The sequence below is a fragment of the Tsuneonella litorea genome (genome assembly GCF_025154015.1).
Lineage (GTDB): Bacteria > Pseudomonadota > Alphaproteobacteria > Sphingomonadales > Sphingomonadaceae > Tsuneonella > Tsuneonella litorea.
Genome location: NZ_JAOAMV010000002.1, coordinates 241,032 through 258,157 on the forward strand (window position 1 = coordinate 241,032; position 17,126 = coordinate 258,157).

A 17,126-nucleotide genomic window follows, 5' to 3' on the forward strand; every position below is an offset into this window, starting at 1 on the left:
GCATCAGCCGCGCGCCACCGCCTCCGCGGCGATCATCCGCGCCTCTGCGGACAGGCCGACCCGATCGAGCGCGGAGACGATGTGATAGAGATGCCGTGCGGTCATCCGGTCCCACCCAGACCCCTGCATCCCCAGCCCTGCGAGAAAGACCACCAGCGCCTGGTTGTCGACCGCCGCCGCAGCATCGATCGCCCGGGTCCACCGGGTCGGCGTCTCGATGTCCATCCCCAGTTCCTGCGAAAGCGCGGGCACCGCGCCGGCATCGATCCGCCCAAGACCGGCAAGGCCGGCGACCAGGAATTGCGACTTACGCTGACCCGGACTCGAATCGTCGTCCGCAAAATCGTTCACCGCACCCGTAGAGACCGATCGAGCGCGGCCCGGCGAAGCAAACGCAAGCTGCGCCCAAGCGGTGCCCCCATCCGGGGCCACCGCGCTCCAGCGCAGCGCATCGCGCTCCAGCCCCGCGGCAAGCATCGATGCCACCAGCGGCGCGGCATCGTCCTCGAAATCCTCGTCGGGTTCCACCCGCGCCGCGGCGTAGGCGGTGAGGACGAGGCGGGCATAATCGATCGCCCCGCCGGCCCCGGGCGCCCATAGCTGGCGGATCGCTGCCATACGCGCGGCGGCGTCGGCGCCGACATAGGCCTGCCGCAGAAGGCGCGCCCGCTCGTAGGCAGGGCCCTCGCCCGCCTCCTCGGCGTAAAGCTGCGCGTAGAGATCCACCAGCGCAGCCGAGGAGAGGATGCCTTCGCGTCCCGCGGTTTCCGATGCGGCGAGGCGTTGCGGGAGGGACAGCATGGGCGCCGTCGCCGCGGCCCGCGCGTAATACGGCCCTGCGTTTTCCAGCAGTCCGGCCGGTATCGGCTCGCCCACCGCGTTCGCCAGGGCGAATCGCAGCGGGTTCATGTCCGTCACGCCCTTCCACTCGATGGTGACCGCACCGCGCCCCTGGCCAGCAGCGCCTGCATATCGCTGAGCCAGCAGGGCATCGATGTTGGCGGCTTGCCCGCGATAACGGACGCGCTCGATATCCGTCTTCGCCCGCGCGCTTTCCCCGGCGTAGGCGTTGCAGATCCCCTGGAACAATCGCCAGGTACCGTCCTCGCGCCGGTTGCCCTGCAGCCGCACCGCAGGACATGCACCGACTAGGTCCGCGGTGCCGACATAGGCGTCGAGGGCGGCAGAGGTCAGCGCGGGGTTCCAGTTGATCGTGTCGACATCCTGCGCGACCGCGCGCGCCACGGTGAATTCCCCGATCGCATTGAGCGCAGCCACGCGCAACGCGGCGAATTCGGCGGGATCCATCCCGCCGGGCGCCTCGAGCCGGCTAGCGAGCGCGCGGCGCAGGAGGATGTGCCCCCAGCGCGAGACGAGCGGGCGGGTGGTTCCGCCGAGGGCCGCCCGCACGAGCGAGGAAGGCTGATTCGCCAGCGAATGCACCGGCAGGCCGCCCTCGTCCGGCGCCAGTACCCCGACCTGCTCGAGTGAGCGGCGGGCCCCGGGAGGAATGTCGATCTTGGGCTTGAGGCCGAGCAACTCGTCCAGTTCGTCGGTCGACATCTTCTCGAGTTCTTCGAGTGTCGGCAACTTGCCCCCCATGCCCGGTAGCGCGACCGGCGGCGGAGGCGCACCTGTCCCACCGGGGAGCGGCTGGATGACCGGTACCGAAGTCGAACCCGCCGAGGGCGTCGACGGCCCCGGCTGGGCCGATGCGCTTGGCCGCGGCGCCGGCGATGGCGATGGGGTCGGCGCGGGATCGTCGAATCCCGGAGGCAACAGCGATTCGGGCGCGCTTTGCGCCAGCGCGAGGCCGGACGCCAAGGCGAGGGCCGCGGCGCCGCCGAAGAGCGTGAGCCGCCTCATCCCGCGCCGCCCGGCACGGCAACCGTTTGCGCGATCGGGCGCAGCGGCTCCTCGCCGCCATCGATCCAGGCGTAGACCAGCACGACGGCCAGCACCCCTCCGGCGATCCACTTCGCCCGCGCACCCATCATCGACCACTCTCGCATTCCCAAGTAAGCCTGCCATTCCCGCAAGGTCAGGTTGGTTGCACGCGCCCTAGCCCATCTATAGGCGGGGCGGCAATGCACTCCGCCAGCCCGAGCCTGAGCGACGCCGAAATCGCCGCGATCGCCGCCCGGATCGACCGGCCAATCGTGCTCGTCGGCCTGATGGGCGTGGGCAAGTCGACCGTCGGACGCAAGCTGGCGGCTCTGCTCAAGACCGACTTCGTCGATGCCGACGAGGCGATCGAGACGGCCGCCGCGATGCCGATTTCGGATATCTTCGAATCCTTCGGAGAAGACTATTTCCGCGATGGCGAACGCCGCGTGATCGCCCGACTGATCGAGGAGCGGCACGGCGTGATCGCCACCGGCGGCGGCGCGTTCGTGCATCCGGAAACGCGCGCGCTCGTTCTTGCCAGCGCAATCGCCGTCTGGATCGACTGCGCGATCGACACGCTGGTCGAGCGCACGTCGCGCCGCGATACCCGCCCGCTGCTCAAGAACGGGGATCCGGCAGAAATCCTCACGCGACTGCACGGCGAGCGCGCGCCGTATTATGGCGAAGCGCCGATCCGCGTGAAAGGCGGGGACGGCCCCCAGCTGGAAACCGCCCTCCAGATCATCGAGGCAATCGAACGATGGCTGTAATCCCCGTTGCGCTCGCCGGGCGCGCTTACGAAGTCCATGTCGGTCGCGGGCTTATCGAGAACCTGGGCGAGATTGCCGCGCCGTTCATGCGCAAGGAACGCATCGCCGTTGTCGCCGATGCCGGTGCCTGGGCCGCGCACGGCCGCCGGATCGAGAGGTCGCTCGGCGAAGCGGGACGCAGCATTGCGGTCTTCGAGGTGCCGCCGGGAGAAGATTCGAAAAGCTGGCGGAGCCTTGCCGCGCTTGTCGACTGGCTGCTGGACCAGGGGATCGAACGCGGCGACCACGTTTTCGCGGTCGGCGGCGGGGTCGTCGGCGACCTGACCGGCTTCGCCTCCGCGATCCTCAAGCGCGGCTGCGGTTTCGTGCAGGTTCCGACCACCCTGCTCGCGCAGGTCGACAGTTCGGTGGGCGGCAAGACCGCAATCAACACGAAGGCCGGCAAGAACCTTGTCGGCGCGTTCCACCAGCCTTCGCTGGTGGTGGCCGACCTCGCGACCCTCGATACGCTTCCGGCGCGCGAACTGCGCGCGGGCTACGCCGAGGTGCTGAAGTACGGGGTGCTTGGCGACCGGGCATTTTTCGACTGGCTGGCGACCAACGGCGTCGGGGTGATCAAGCTGCGCGAGGAACCGCTCGAGCACGCGGTCGCCACCAGCGTAGCGATGAAGGCAGCGATCGTCGCCGAGGACGAGCGGGAGACGACCGGGCGGCGCGCGCTGCTCAACCTCGGGCATACCTTCGGCCACGCGCTGGAGGCGGAGACGGGGTTTACCGATCGCCTGCTGCACGGGGAGGCGGTGGCGCTGGGCATGGTCCTGGCGGCGCGATACTCGGCGCGAAGCGGCCTGATCGCGCAGGATGATGCCGAGGTGGTGGCAGGCGCGGTGGCCCAATCCGGCCTGCCGGCGTCGACAAGGGCCCTGGGTCTGAAGTGCGACGGCCGCAAGCTGGTCGGCCATATGCTTCACGACAAGAAGATGGATGCGGGAACCCTGCCCTTCATCCTCCTGCGGAGCATCGGCGAAGCGTTCGTCGCCCGCGACGTCGCGCTTGATGACGTCGCGCAGTTCCTCGACGAGGAACTTGCGCGCTAGGCCGCCGGGCGCGTGCGCTCGGGCAGCTTGGCGACGTTTGCGCCGAGTCCGGCGATCATCTCGTCATGTTCGCGGAACAGCCGTTCGAGGTCCTCGCGCCGACCGAGCAGCGTCTGCGCGATGCCCGGGGCGAGGCTTTCGCCCTCCCCGATCCGCCCGAGCAGTGCCGACAGGTCGCTGATCGTCGCCTCGTCCGGCGTCTTGAAGAAATGGCCGCGGCCGTCGAAGAAACCGACACCCTGGTGCGCCATCGTCGTTCTCCCCTGAGCCCGGAGGGACTTCCGAGCAATCGCAGGTTCTCGCAAGAAAAGCGCGTTGGCGAGCGCATTTACCACGATTCGTGGTTAATGCCGGGGCTTGTCCCGTCACGATACGCCCCAGCCACCACCGCTTAAGCTGCCAGGATGCCGGGCTCGAGATCGACCCGTCTGAAATCCGCGAACAGCGCATCGAACAAGAGCGCGCGGTGACATTCGGCGGCGTTGCGCTCGTAGCAGAGCAGCGCGACGCGTCTCTCCGATGCCAGCGCGCGGATTTCGGCCATTTGCTGGAGCGCCTCGGGCAGTTCGAGCTGCCCGGAGTAGATGCGCGCAAGCTCGGCCTGGTCCCCTCGGCGCGCGGCCGCCCTACCCTCGGCCGGTGTGCCGAGGTGGCGAAAGTGTCGGTATTCGAGCCCGGCCTGCTCCACCGCCGCGCGCAGGCTGCTCTTGGAAAAGCCGGGGCGGCGCGACAGCGGCAGGTAACGGATGTCGGCGAGCACTTCGACGCCGGCCTCGCGCAAGGTTGTGACAAGCGCAGCCTGCGTCGCCTGCTCGTATCCGATGGTAAAGATCGTCGGCATCTGCCCGATATAGGCAGCGCCTATTCGAGTTCGAGGATTACCTCGTCCACCGCGAGGCTGTCGCCCTGCGCCGCGTTGACCGTCTTCACGGTTCCAGCCTTCTCGGCGCGCAGTATGTTTTCCATCTTCATCGCCTCGACCGTGGCGAGCGGCTGGCCGGGCTGGACCTCGTCGCCCTCGCTCACGTGGAGCGAGACGAGCAGGCCGGGCATCGGGCAGATGAGGAACTTCGACAGGTCCGGCGGGACCTTCTCGATCATGTGCCGGGCGTACTGCGCGACGTGCGCGGGCAGGATGCGCAGCTCGTGCTTCGCGCCCCGCGTCGTCATCCGGTAACCGGCGCGGGTGGGGACGAGCTGGATGCCGTATGTGTCGAGCGGATCGGCGTCGTCGTCGTCGTTGCTCTCGTAGAGCTCGACCGACACGAACCGGTCGCCCGGCGTGTATTCCATCGCGATGGCGACGGGTTCTCCGTCGACGGTGATCGCGTCTTCTTCGAGCGCGACGTCATGGTCCGCGCCGCCGATACGCACCTGCCAGTCACCCGGCGCCGCCTGCGGTCCGTTGAGCTGGCCTTCGATGCGGCGCGCACGGTCGGCGTCGGCGGTGGCGATCGCGCCGGCCACCGCACACAAGACGCCGATGGTGCGATTGTCCGTGGCGGCACCCTCGAAGCCGTCGGGATATTCCTCCGCGATAAAGCCGGTGGTGAGGTCGCCCGAGCGGAAGCGCGGGTGCTGCATGATCGCGCTGAGGAAATCGACGTTGTGGCCCAGCCCCTCGATCTCGAAGGCGTCGAGCGCGGCGACCTGCAGGTCGGCAGCCTCGTCGCGTGTCGGCGCCCAGGTGACGAGCTTGGCGATCATCGGGTCATAGAACATCGACACCTCGCCGCCCTCGTAGACGCCGTCGTCGACGCGCACGCCATCCACCCCGCGGCGGCCGTTCGCCTCGCCGTCATCGGTCCAGCCCTCGACCGGCGGACGGTACGTGACCAGCCGGCCCGTGCTCGGAAGGAACCCGCGATAGGGGTCCTCGGCATAGACGCGGTTCTCGATCGCCCAGCCGTCGATGCCGATGTCGGCTTGCGTGAACGGCAGCTTCTCGCCCGCCGCGACGCGGATCATCTGTTCGACGAGATCCACGCCGGTGATCATCTCGGTCACCGGGTGCTCGACCTGAAGCCGGGTATTCATTTCGAGGAAGTAGAAACTCTCCCCCGTCGGGTCCGCGCCGCTGACGATCAGCTCGACCGTGCCGGCGCTGTAGTACCCGACCGCGCGGGCCAGCGCCACGCACTGCTCGCCCATCGCCTTGCGCATCTTGGGCGTGACGAAGGGCGACGGCGCTTCCTCGACCACCTTCTGGTGGCGGCGCTGGATGCTGCATTCGCGCTCGTTCAGATAGACGATGTTGCCGTGCTGGTCGCCGAGGATCTGGATCTCGATGTGGCGCGGGTTGAGGATGAACTTCTCGATGAACACGCGGTCGTCGCCGAAGGAGTTCAGCCCCTCGCGCTTGGTCGCCTCGAAACCTTCGCGCACGTCGGTTTCGGTGTAGGCGAGGCGCATCCCCTTGCCGCCGCCGCCGGCGCTGGCCTTCATCATCACCGGATAGCCGATCTCGTCCGCGATGCGGACAGCGTGCTCGGTATCTTCGATCTCGCCGACGAAGCCGGGGACGACGTTGACGCCCGCTTCCTTCGCCAGCTTCTTGGACTCGATCTTGTCGCCCATCGCAGCGATCGCGTTCACGGGCGGGCCGATGAAGGCGATGTTCTCCTTCGCCAGCGCCTCGGCGAAGCTGGTGCGTTCGGAGAGGAAGCCGTAGCCCGGGTGCACCGCCTCGGCGCCGGTCTGCTTGCACGCGGCAATGATCTTGTCCGCGACGAGGTAGCTCTCGGCCGCGGGTGCCGGGCCGATGTGCACCGCCTCGTCCGCCATCCGCACGAAGGGGCTGCGCGCATCGGCGTCCGAATAGACCGCGACGGTCGCGATACCCATCCGGCGTGCGGTCTTGATGACCCGACAGGCAATCTCGCCCCGGTTGGCGATGAGGATCTTGGAGAACATTACTCGGCAGGCTCCATCGATTTGCAGGCGCGCATCGGTTCATCTTGTTGCAGCGCCGTCAGCCCCAGCTTGGCGAACAGCGCGGCGTCGCTGTCGTCGCCGGCGTTGGGGGCGGTCAGCAGCTTGTCGCCGGTGAAGATCGAGTTCGCGCCGGCGAGGAAGCACAGCGCCTGGGTCGCCTCGCTCATGCTCTCGCGTCCGGCGGAGAGGCGCACCATCGACAGCGGCATCGTGATGCGCGCCACCGCGACGGTGCGGACGAACTCGATGTCGTCGATCTTGGCGAGCGGGGTGTCCGCCAGCATGTCGCCCAGCACCGTGCCCTTTACCGGCACCAGCGCGTTGACCGGCACGCTTTCGGGATGGCGGTCGAGCGTCGCAAGCGTGTGGACGAAGCCGACGCGGTCCTCCCGCGTCTCGCCCATGCCCACGATCCCGCCCGAACACACGTTGATCCCCGCGGCGCGCACGTTTTCCAGCGTGTCGAGCCGGTCGGCCATCGTGCGCGTGGTGATCACGCGCTCGTAGTATTCGGGGCTGCTGTCGATGTTGTGGTTGTAGTAGTCGAGCCCCGCCTCGGCGAGCATGTCCGCCTGTTTCGGCGTCAACATGCCGAGCGTCATGCAGGTCTCCAGCCCCATCGCGCGCACGCCCTTCACGATCTCCATGATCGCGGGCATGTCGCGGTCCTTTGGGTTGCGCCACGCGGCGCCCATGCAGAACCGCTGGCTGCCGTTGTCCTTCGCCTGCGCGGCGGATTGCAGAACGCTGCGCACGTCCATCAGCTTGGAGGCGGGCACGCCGCTGTCTGCCTTCACCGACTGCGAGCAGTAGCCGCAATCCTCGGGACAGCCGCCGGTCTTGATCGACAGCAGCGTGCACAGCTGGACCTGCTCAGGGGGATGGTTCTCGCGGTGGACGCTGGCCGCGCGGAACAGCAGCTCGGTAAACGGCAGGTCGAACAGCGCGGCGATCTCCTCGCGCGTCCAGTCGGTGCGGACTTCGGTCATCCCGCCGCCTCCATTTCCTCGCCGACCGGCGGCATGTTGTGCCCCAGCAGGCGCAGCATGTCGGCCGCGCATTCGACCACGTTCGAGCCGGGGCCGTAGATGCCCTGCACCCCCGCCTCGCGCAGGAAGTCGTAGTCCTGCGGCGGGATCACCCCGCCGGCGACGACCTTGATATCCGGGCGTCCGGCTTCCTTGAGCAGGCCGATCAGTTCGGGGATCAGCGTCTTGTGCCCGGCGGCAAGGCTCGAGGCACCGATCGCGTCGACGTCCTCGGCGAGCGCCATGTCGCGGGTTTCCGCCGGGGTCTGGAACAGCGGGCCGGACACGACGTCGAAGCCCATGTCGGCAAAGGCGGATGCGATCACGTTGGCGCCGCGATCGTGGCCGTCCTGCCCCATTTTGGCGACCATCACTTTTGGTGCGCGGCCGAGGCGGCGCGTGACCGCCTTCACGCCCTCGACCACCTGCGCGTAGCGGCTGTCGTCCTCGTAGGCGGCGGAATAGATACCCGTCACCGGGGTCGGACTGGTGCCGTAGCGGCCGAACGCCTCCTCCATGGCAGAGGAAATCTCGCCCAGGGTGGCGTCGTGCCGCGCGGCCTCGACCGCGAGAGCGAGCAGGTTTCCGCCCGACTTCGCGCCGTCGGTCAGCGCCGCCAGCGCGGCGCGGCAAGCCGCCTCGTCGCGCTCGGCCCGCACGCGCTTGAGCCGCGCGATCTGCGCCTCGCGTACCGCATGGTTGTCGATGTCGAGCGTGTCGATCGGGTCTTCCTCGGCCTTGCGGTACTTGTTGACGCCGACGATCACCGTCTCGCCCCGGTCGATGCTGGCCTGCTTGGCGGCCGCCGCGCTTTCGATCGCGGCCTTGGGCTTGCCGCTGGCGACATAGGCGGTCATCCCGCCCGCCGCGTCGACTTCCTCGATCAGTTTCTCGGCTTCCTCGACCAGCTTCGCCGTGAGCGCCTCGACGTAGTAGCTGCCGCCCAGCGGATCGACGACGTTGGTGATCCCGCTTTCCTCCTGGATCACAAGCTGCGTGTTGCGCGCGATGCGGGCGGAGAAATCGGTCGGCAGCGCGATCGCCTCGTCGAGCGCATTGGTGTGCAGGCTCTGCGTGCCGCCCAGCACGCTCGCCAGCGCCTCGATCGTGGTGCGGATGACGTTGTTGTAAGGGTCCTGTTCCTGCAACGATACGCCGCTGGTCTGGCAGTGAGTGCGCAGCATCTTGCTGCGGTCCTTCTGCGCGCCCAGCCCGTCCATCGTGCGCCACCACAGCGTGCGCGCGGCGCGCAACTTGGCGACTTCCATGAAGAAGTTCATCCCGATGCCGAAGAAGAACGACAGCCGCCCCGCGAAGGCGTCGATGTCGAGCCCCGCCGCCATCGCGCGCTTGGCGTACTCCTTGCCGTCGGCGATCGTGAAGGCAAGCTCCTGCACCGCGGTCGCACCGGCCTCGTGCATGTGATAGCCCGAAATCGAAATGCTGTTGAATTTCGGCATGTTGGCCGAAGTATATGCGATGATGTCCGAGACGATCCGCATGCTCGGTTCGGGCGGATAGATGTAGGTGTTGCGGACCATGAACTCCTTGAGGATGTCGTTCTGGATGGTCCCGTCGAGCTTGTCCTGGCTGACCCCCTGGCGCTCCGCCGCGACGATGAAGAAGGCGAGCACCGGGATCACCGCGCCGTTCATGGTCATCGACACGCTCATCTGGTCGAGCGGGATGCCTTCGAACAGGATCTCCATGTCGCGCACGGTGTCGATCGCCACGCCGGCCTTGCCGACGTCGCCCACCACCCGGGGGTGGTCGCTGTCGTAGCCGCGGTGCGTGGCAAGGTCGAAGGCGACCGACAGCCCCTTCTGCCCCATCGCCAGGTTGCGGCGATAGAACGCGTTCGATTCCTCCGCGGTCGAGAAGCCGGCGTACTGGCGGATGGTCCACGGCCGGCCGGCGTACATCGACGCCTTCACGCCGCGGGTGAACGGCGCGAAGCCGGGAAGGCCCGGGTCCGACGGCACGTCGTCGGCGGTGTAGAGCGGCTCGATGGCGAAGCCTTCCGGCGTGTGCCACGAGAGGTCGCGGCCCTTAACCTCCCTGTCGGCGAGGGCCTGCCAGTCTGCTTTCGTCTTGTCGGTCATCTCGGTCCTCAGGCGGCGGCGCTCGGGCGCGCGCTCACGGCTTCGTGCCAGCGGTTCAGCGCCGCGTTCTCCGGGCCGGGTCCGCAGCCGACGAACGTCGCGAAGTCGACCGTCGTCAGCAGGATGATATCGGCCATCGAGAAGCTGTCTCCGGCCAGGAACGCGCTGTTCTCGAGGCTGCGGTCGAAGAACGCGAAGGCATCGGCCACGCGAGGCCGGTTGGCCTCGCCCCACTCGGCGTTGCGGCCGGGGAGCGCGGCGGTGAACTTGTGCGTGTGGACCCAGACCTGGCCGACCGGGTACATCGCGACCATCTCGGCCCGGCGGCTCCACATCTCGACCAGCGCGATCTCGGTCGGCGTGGTGCCGAACAGCGCCGGCTCGGGGTGCAGCGCCTCGAGGTAGCGGCAGATCGCGACGCTTTCGGCGATCACCGTGCCGTCGTCGAGCTCGAGCGCGGGGGTCTGCCCGCGCGGGTTCTTCGCCATGTATTCGGGCGACTTCTGCTCGCGCGCGGGGATCGAGATCTCCTTCGATGGCAGCTCGATACCCTTCTCCGCCGCGAAAATGCGCACGCGGCGCGGGTTGGGCGCGGGATTCGGGCTGTCGTAGAAAAGCATCAGTGTGCGCCTTTCGGGGTTTCCATGATTTCGGTGAGCTGGCCCATCATGTCCCTGGGATGGAGGAAGAATATCGGCGTGCCGTGCGCGCCGATGCGGGTCGGGCCGAGAATGCGCTTGCCCAGCCCTTCGAAATGCGCGCGCGCCGCCTCGATGTCGGGCACTTCGAAGCAGACGTGGTGCTGGCCGCCCAGCGGGTTCTTGGCGAGAAAGCCCGCAAGCGTGCTGTCGGGCCCCAAAGGCTCGATCAGTTCGACCTGCGTGCCCGCGGTGCCGTCATGCCCCGGCGTATCGACGAAGCAGACCTTCACCCCCTGCTCGGGCAGGTCGAAGGCTTCCGTGATCGACGTCGCCCCCATTACCTCGCGGTAATAGGCCACGCTGTCCGCGATCGAAGGCGTCGCGACGCCGATATGGTTGAGACGACCGAGTTTCATGGCACGCTCCTAAAGCGGAATGTTGTCATGCTTCTTCCACGGGTTCTCGAGCACCTTCCCGCGCAGCTTGCGTAAGCCCAGCGCAATCCGGCGGCGGGTCGAATGCGGGTAGATCACCTCATCGATGTAGCCGCGCTGCGCCGCGACGAAGGGGTTGGCGAAGCGGTCCTCGTATTCCTTCGTGCGCTCCGCGATCTTGTCGGGGTCGCCAATGTCGGAGCGGAAGATGATCTCCACCGCGCCCTTGGCGCCCATCACCGCGATCTCGGCGGTGGGCCAGGCGTAGTTTAGGTCGCCGCGCAGGTGCTTGGACGCCATGACGTCGTAGGCCCCTCCATAGGCCTTGCGGGTGATGACGGTGATCTTGGGAACGGTCGCCTCGGCATAGGCGAACAGCAGCTTGGCGCCGTGCTTGATGATGCCGTTGTGTTCTTGCGCGGTCCCAGGAAGGAAACCGGGTACGTCGACGAAGGTCACGATCGGAATCTCGAACGCGTCGCAGAAGCGCACGAACCGCGCGGCTTTCTTCGATGAATTGATGTCGAGGACGCCCGCCAGCACCATCGGCTGGTTGGCGACCACACCCACGGTGCGCCCCTCGATCCGGCCGAACCCGCACAGGATGTTGGCGGCGTGCTTCGGCTGGATCTCGAAGAAGTCGCCCTCGTCGAGCACCTTCCGGATCACCTCGTGCATGTCATAGGGCTGGTTGGCGTTCGCCGGGATCAGCGTGTCGAGGCTGTCGTCGAGCCGGTCCCACGGATCGGCGGTGGGCCGTTCGGGCACGTCCTCGCGGTTCGACAGCGGCAGGAAATCGACGAAATCGCGCGTGGCGAGCAGCGCCTCGATGTCGTTCTCGAACGCGACGTCGGCGACCGAGGTCTTGGTGGTGTGGGTAACCGCCCCGCCCAGTTCCTCCTGCGTCACGACCTCGTTGGTGACGGTCTTCACCACGTCGGGTCCGGTGACGAACATGTAGCTCGAATCCTTCACCATGAAGATGAAGTCGGTCATCGCCGGGGAATAGACCGCCCCGCCCGCGCACGGCCCCATGATCAGGCTGATCTGCGGGATGACGCCGCTTGCCAGCACGTTGCGCTGGAACACCTCGGCATAGCCGCCGAGGCTGGCGACACCCTCCTGGATGCGCGCGCCGCCGCTGTCGTTGAGGCCGATGACCGGCGCGCCGACCTTCATCGCGCTGTCCATCACCTTGCAGATCTTCTCCGCGTGGCGTTTCGACAGCGAGCCGCCGAACACGGTGAAGTCCTGGCTGAAGACAAAAACCAGTCGGCCGTTGATCGTGCCCGAACCCGTGACGACGCCGTCGCCGGGGATCTTCTGGTCCTGCATCCCGAAATCGGTGCAGTCATGCTCGACATAGGCATCGAGCTCCTCGAACGATCCTTCGTCGAGCAGGACGTCGAGCCGCTCGCGCGCGGTCAGCTTGCCCTTGGCGTGCTGGGCGTCGATGCGCTTCTGCCCGCCGCCCAGCCTGGCGGCGGCGCGGCGACGTTCCATTTCGGCGATATTGGCGGACATGCACTCTCCGGAATACTGCGAGCGGGGGCCATGCAAGGGGCCGGGGCGCCTGTCCAATGTAAAATTGCAAACTTGCAAAGGAGTATTTTGCAAACTAGCACCCATGGATGCCCGCCACCAAGCGCCTGTTCGCCGGCCCGGCCTTGCGCGACCTGCGGCGCGCGGCAGGACTGCGGCAGGGCGAGATGGCCGAGCGGCTGGGCATCAGCGCGCCTTACCTCTCGCAGCTCGAGAACGGCGACCGGCCGCTCACCCCGCGCCTGCTCGAGCGCCTGTCCCGCGCCTTCCCGCTCGACTGGCGCGAGCCCGAGGCCGACACGCGCGGTTCGCTCGCCGCTGCGCTGCGCGAGGCGGCCGCCGACCCGCTGTTCGCCGATACCTTCGCGGGCGAGGAAACCGCCCGCCTGGCCGACCAGCAGCCGGGCTTCGCGCAGGCCTTCGTGACCTTGCACGCCGCGTATCGCCGGGCAGGCCAGCGTTTGCAGATCATCGACGAGGCGATGGACGTCGACGCGAGCGACAGCGGCGGCGCCCGGCTGCCGTGGGAGGAAGTGCGCGACTGGTTCCACCTGGCCAACAACTACATCGACCCGGTCGACCGCGCGGCCGAAAAACTGGCGCGACAACTAGCGCGCGGCGCGTCGTCCCCGCCGGTCGACGCGATCGAGGATCACCTGCGATCGGCGCTCTCGGTCTCGCTGCTCTATGCACACGATCACGGCCTGCGGGAATTCGACGATTCGATGCGGCACCTCGTGATCGACCCAGGCCTTCCCGCGGAAAGCCGCCGCTTCCAGCTTGCCCACCAGCTCGCCTCGCTGGCCCTGCGCGACGAGATCGCCGCGGTCGTGGAGGGCGCGCACCTGCGCACCGCGGCGGCGCGGCAGCTGCTGTTCGTGGGCCTGTCGAACTACGCTGCCGGGGCGCTCCTGATGCCTTACGAGGCCTTCCGAGCCGCCGCGCGCGCCGCACGGCACGACATCGACCGGCTGGCGCAAGGGTTCGGCACCAGCTTCGAGCAGACCTGCCACCGCCTCTCGACCCTCCAGCGCGAAGGCGCTCGCGGGGTGCCGTTCTTCTTCTGCCGGGTCGACATGGCGGGCAACATCACCAAGCGCCACAGCGCCACCCGCCTGCAGTTCGCGCGCTTTGGCGGTGCCTGTCCGCTGTGGATCGTGCACGAAGCGGTGGCGATCCCCGACCGCATCCTCGTCCAGCTTGCCGAGACGCCCGACGGCGTGCGCTACGTATCGATGGCGAAAGGCCTCGTGAAACCGTCGGGCAGCTTTACCCGTGCCCCGCGCCGCTACGCGGTGGCGCTGGGCTGCGAGACCGCCCACGCGGGCGAGTTCATCTATGCCGACGGTATGGACCTGTCATCCGGCAGCGCGGCGACCCCGATCGGCGTCTCTTGCCGCATCTGCCCGCGCGACGACTGCGACCAGCGCGCGTTCCCGCCAAGCGACCGCCCGATCGCGGTCGACCCCGACCGCCGCGGCGTAGTCCCCTACAGGATCGGCTAGAACCGCAGCATGATGCGGCGCGCGAGCGCCGGGCTCGCCGAGTGGACGGCCTTGAGCAGCTTGACCATGCCGACGTTCGCCTCTGTGCGGTCGTGCTCGATCGCGGCGACGATCTGCCGCGCGCACGCGTCTGCCGACATCTTGCTGCCTGACCGCGCGGCGGTCATCTGCGTGTCGACGACCGGCGGCAGCGCCTCGATCACGTTGACCGAGGTGCCTGCGAGCTGCGCGCGGATCGCCTGTGTATAGGCACGCAAGCCTGCCTTGGTTGCGCAATAGACCGGCCCCCCGGCGCGCGGCGCGATCGCGAGGCCGCTGGTGACGTTGACGATCGCCGCCTCGGGCCGCGCCTTCAGCTGCTCGACGAAGGCGGCGATCAGCCGGATCGGGGTGTTGAGGTTGGCGAAGATGCAGTCGTCTGCCGCGTCGACATCGGGCGGCCCTTCGCGAAAGTCGTGGTCGACGCCCTGCCCGGCGTTGTTGATCAGCACGTCGATTTCGCGTTCGCCCAGGGCATCGACGATGTCGATCGCGCCCTGCGGCGTGGTCAGGTCGGCAGAGATCGCCTGGAACCCGGCCGCGCGCATTTTCTCGAGCCGTTCGCGCGAGCGGCCGGTGACGATGACCTCCGCCTCCTTTTCCTTGAGCTGGCGCGCCATGGCCTCGCCGATGCCCGCGGTGCCGCCGGTCAGCAGCACGGTCTTGCCCGTGAGCCGCATCAGACCTTCACCACCCCGTGCCCGATCAGGCTGCGGGCACAATCCACGACGCTTTGCTCGACCGGCCGCGTCTCCCAGCCGAGCCGTTCCTTCGCGTGGCTTGCATCGACATTGCGGCTCTTGCCCACTTCGGCCCTGATCGAACGAACCCCCGGGTTCACCAGGGCGAGCACGCTCACCATCCAGTTGGGCATGACCCGTCTGGGCACCTTGCGCGCCTGCTCGGCGGGAAGGTGCGCGCGCAGGATCGCGGCCAGCTCGATCAGTTTGAAGAACGGCCCGGACGCGATGAACCGCTCTCCCGCGAGACCCGGCGTCTCGAGGCAACGGACGTGGAGATCGGCGCAATCGCGCGTATCGACCACCGCGAAGCCGAGGTCTGGCGCCATCGGCATCGACCCGTCGAGCAGCTGCCGGACCACCTCGACAGACGGCGAGAAGTCGGCGTCATGGACCGGGCCGAGCACCATCGACGGGTTGACCGAGACGAATTCCAGCCCTCCGCCTTCGGCCGCCACCCAGTCGCGCGCCGCGCGCTCGGCGATCGTCTTGGATTTGACGTAAGGGTACACGTCCGGATGCGCGACATTCGTCCAGTCGTTCTCGTCGACGGTATAGACCTTCTCGTCGCGACCATAGGCGACCGCGGCCATCGAACTGGTCTGGACGAACCGCTTCACACCCGCGTCGCGCGCGAAGCGCAAAGCCCGCAGGGTTCCCTCGCGCGCGGGGACGATCATCTCGTCCTCGTGCTTCGGTGCGGCTGCAGCAATAGGAGAGGCGACGTGCGCGACATGCGTGCAACCCGCCGTCGCGTCCGCCCAGCCAGCATCGTCCATCAGCTCGGCCTCGTGGACCGACAGCCGTTCGCCCGCCTGCGGCCAGCGGGCGCGCAACCGGGCCTCGCCGGTCGATTTGCTCCGCACGGTGGCGCGCACGGTCCAGCCCTTGCCCAGCAACTGGTCGATCAGCTCTCCGGCGATATAGCCGGTGCCGCCGGTGACGAGGACGGTCCCACCCATGCCCAACTCCCTTCGGCATCGAACCTACGCCGAAGGGTTGCGAAGGGCAATCGAACTACCGCAGCAGGACCAGTTCCTCGGCCATTGTCGGATGGATGGCGGTAGTCGCGTCGAAATCGTCCTTGGTCAGGCCGGCCTTCACCGCCACTGCGGCCGCCTGCATGATCTCGGCCGCTTCCGGCCCGATCATGTGGATGCCGAGGATCTTGCCCGTCGTGTCGTCGCAGACCATCTTGTAGAGGCTCCGCTCGTTGCGGCCGGCAAGGACGTTCTTCATCGGCCGGAAATCGCTCTCGTAGACCTTGACCGAACCGTACTTGTTGCGCGCCTCGCCCTCGGTGAGGCCGACGGCGGCGAGCGGCGGGTGGCTGAACACCGCGCTCGGTATCACGCTGTGGTCGACCGCGACCGGATCGCCCTTGCCGAACACGGTGTCGGCAAAGGCCTGGCCCTCGCGGATCGCCACCGGGGTAAGCTGGACACGGTTCGTCACGTCACCGACGGCGTAGATGTGATCGACGCTCGTCTTGCTGAAGCGGTCGACCACGATCTCGCCCTTGTCGCCCAGTTCGACCCCGGCCTTGTCCAGGCCGAGCCCCTCGGTGTTGGGGACGCGACCGGTTGCGAACATCACGCAGTCGACCTCGATGTCCTCGTGATTGGTCATCGACACCCTGAGGCAGCCTTCGTCGGTCCGCTCGATCCCGCGGAACTCGGCGTTGAATCGGAACTCGATGCCCTTCATCACGCTGATCTGCAGCAACCGGTCGCGCAGCGATTCGTCGTATCCGCGCAGCAGCTTGTCGGACCGGTTGATGATCGTCACCTTGCTGCCGAACTCGTTGAAGATCCCCGCGAACTCGTTGGCGATATAGCCCCCGCCCGCGATCAGCACCCGCGGCGGCAGGGCGTCGAGGTGGAACGCCTCGTTGCTGGTGATGCCGAGCTCGTTGCCGGGACACGACGGGATATGCGGCCGCGCGCCGGTGGCGATCAGGATGTATTTCGCGGTAACCGTCCGGCCGCTGCCGAGCCTGATCTCGTGCGGTCCGGTCAACTCCGCCCGGTCGAGGATCACCTCGACGTCGTGGTTCTCCAGCGTCTGGGTGTAGAGCCCGTTGAGCCGGTCGACGTCCGCAAGAACGGTGTCGCGCAACTTGACCCAGTCGAACTTCGGGTTCTCGACCGTCCAACCGAACGCTGCCGCATCCTCGAGGTCCTCGGCAAAGTGCGCCCCGTAGACGAGCATCTTCTTGGGCACGCAGCCGCGGATCACGCAGGTACCGCCGACGCGGTGTTCTTCCGCCACCGCGACCTTCGCCCCGTGGCTCGCGGCGATCCGGCTGGCGCGCACGCCGCCCGAACCGGCCCCGATGACGAAAAGGTCGTAGTCGTAGTCTTCGGCTGCCATGGGGATCTCCTGTCGGGCCAGCGCATATGGCGGT

16 protein-coding genes are annotated in these 17,126 nt (G+C 67.8%); 3 read left to right on the forward strand and 13 right to left on the reverse strand.

Translation table 11 applies throughout. The features are described 5' to 3' along the window. Positions 1-3: 3 nt before the first annotated feature. Together N0B51_RS04600 and N0B51_RS04605 are read right to left on the reverse strand one after the other, a co-directional pair. Positions 4-1,602, reverse strand: a complete 1,599-nt coding sequence (locus N0B51_RS04600) for a hypothetical protein (RefSeq protein ID WP_311201824.1) — start codon at positions 1,600-1,602, stop codon at positions 4-6. A 260-nt stretch (positions 1,603-1,862) separates the two neighbouring features. Continuing rightward, positions 1,863-2,012 carry a hypothetical protein gene (locus N0B51_RS04605; protein ID WP_259961060.1) on the reverse strand — a complete coding sequence of 50 codons (150 nt, stop codon included), beginning with the start codon at positions 2,010-2,012 and terminating at the stop codon, positions 1,863-1,865. Between the two features lie 75 nt (positions 2,013-2,087). Between N0B51_RS04605 and N0B51_RS04610 the strand changes: the two genes are divergently transcribed. Both N0B51_RS04610 and aroB read left to right on the forward strand, forming a co-directional pair. Beyond that, complete coding sequence (locus N0B51_RS04610; RefSeq protein WP_259961061.1) at positions 2,088-2,657, forward strand: shikimate kinase; 570 nt, start codon at positions 2,088-2,090, stop codon at positions 2,655-2,657. Next, positions 2,648-3,754, forward strand: coding sequence for a 3-dehydroquinate synthase (gene aroB, locus N0B51_RS04615; RefSeq protein WP_259961062.1), 1,107 nt, complete (start codon positions 2,648-2,650; stop codon positions 3,752-3,754). The genes N0B51_RS04610 and aroB overlap by 10 nt, the downstream gene beginning before the upstream one ends. On the opposite strand, the gene N0B51_RS04620 is transcribed toward aroB, so the two are convergent. From N0B51_RS04620 to N0B51_RS04655, 8 genes are all read right to left on the reverse strand, one after another. Beyond that, positions 3,751-4,005 (reverse strand): hypothetical protein, encoded by a 255-nt coding sequence (locus N0B51_RS04620; protein WP_259961063.1) that lies wholly within the window; start codon positions 4,003-4,005, stop codon positions 3,751-3,753. The genes aroB and N0B51_RS04620 overlap by 4 nt on opposite strands. A gap of 140 nt (positions 4,006-4,145) precedes the next feature. Then, a complete protein-coding gene (locus tag N0B51_RS04625) occupies positions 4,146-4,595 on the reverse strand; it encodes a DUF488 domain-containing protein (RefSeq protein ID WP_259961064.1) in 450 nt (149 codons plus the stop codon). A gap of 20 nt (positions 4,596-4,615) precedes the next feature. Next, a complete protein-coding gene (locus tag N0B51_RS04630; RefSeq protein WP_259961066.1) occupies positions 4,616-6,667 on the reverse strand; it encodes an acetyl-CoA carboxylase biotin carboxylase subunit in 2,052 nt (683 codons plus the stop codon). Then, positions 6,667-7,677, reverse strand: coding sequence for a biotin synthase BioB (gene bioB, locus N0B51_RS04635; RefSeq protein WP_259961067.1), 1,011 nt, complete (start codon positions 7,675-7,677; stop codon positions 6,667-6,669). The genes N0B51_RS04630 and bioB overlap by 1 nt, the downstream gene beginning before the upstream one ends. Next, positions 7,674-9,818 carry a methylmalonyl-CoA mutase gene (scpA, locus tag N0B51_RS04640; protein ID WP_259961069.1) on the reverse strand — a complete coding sequence of 715 codons (2,145 nt, stop codon included), beginning with the start codon at positions 9,816-9,818 and terminating at the stop codon, positions 7,674-7,676. The genes bioB and scpA overlap by 4 nt, the downstream gene beginning before the upstream one ends. Before the next feature lie 8 nt (positions 9,819-9,826). Continuing rightward, entirely contained in the window at positions 9,827-10,438 is a 612-nt protein-coding gene (locus tag N0B51_RS04645; RefSeq protein WP_259961070.1) for a glutathione S-transferase family protein, read from the reverse strand. Continuing rightward, positions 10,438-10,875, reverse strand: coding sequence for a methylmalonyl-CoA epimerase (gene mce / locus N0B51_RS04650; protein WP_259961071.1), 438 nt, complete (start codon positions 10,873-10,875; stop codon positions 10,438-10,440). The genes N0B51_RS04645 and mce overlap by 1 nt, the downstream gene beginning before the upstream one ends. Before the next feature lie 9 nt (positions 10,876-10,884). Beyond that, entirely contained in the window at positions 10,885-12,417 is a 1,533-nt protein-coding gene (locus tag N0B51_RS04655; protein ID WP_259961073.1) for an acyl-CoA carboxylase subunit beta, read from the reverse strand. A 107-nt stretch (positions 12,418-12,524) separates the two neighbouring features. On the opposite strand from N0B51_RS04655, the gene N0B51_RS04660 reads away from it, so the two are divergent. Further along, positions 12,525-13,940, forward strand: coding sequence for a helix-turn-helix domain-containing protein (locus N0B51_RS04660; protein ID WP_259961074.1), 1,416 nt, complete (start codon positions 12,525-12,527; stop codon positions 13,938-13,940). Here N0B51_RS04660 and N0B51_RS04665 read toward each other — a convergent pair. From N0B51_RS04665 to gor, 3 genes are read right to left on the reverse strand one after another with little or no spacing between them, the layout of a single operon-like run. Continuing rightward, positions 13,937-14,659: an SDR family oxidoreductase gene (locus tag N0B51_RS04665; RefSeq protein ID WP_259961075.1), complete on the reverse strand. Its 723-nt coding sequence runs from the start codon at positions 14,657-14,659 to the stop codon at positions 13,937-13,939. The genes N0B51_RS04660 and N0B51_RS04665 overlap by 4 nt on opposite strands. Further along, a complete protein-coding gene (locus tag N0B51_RS04670) occupies positions 14,659-15,681 on the reverse strand; it encodes an NAD-dependent epimerase/dehydratase family protein (RefSeq protein ID WP_259961077.1) in 1,023 nt (340 codons plus the stop codon). Before N0B51_RS04670 ends, N0B51_RS04665 begins: the two co-directional genes overlap by 1 nt. Positions 15,682-15,736: 55 nt before the next feature. Beyond that, complete coding sequence (gor, locus tag N0B51_RS04675; RefSeq protein WP_259961078.1) at positions 15,737-17,092, reverse strand: glutathione-disulfide reductase; 1,356 nt, start codon at positions 17,090-17,092, stop codon at positions 15,737-15,739. Positions 17,093-17,126: the final 34 nt, after the last annotated feature.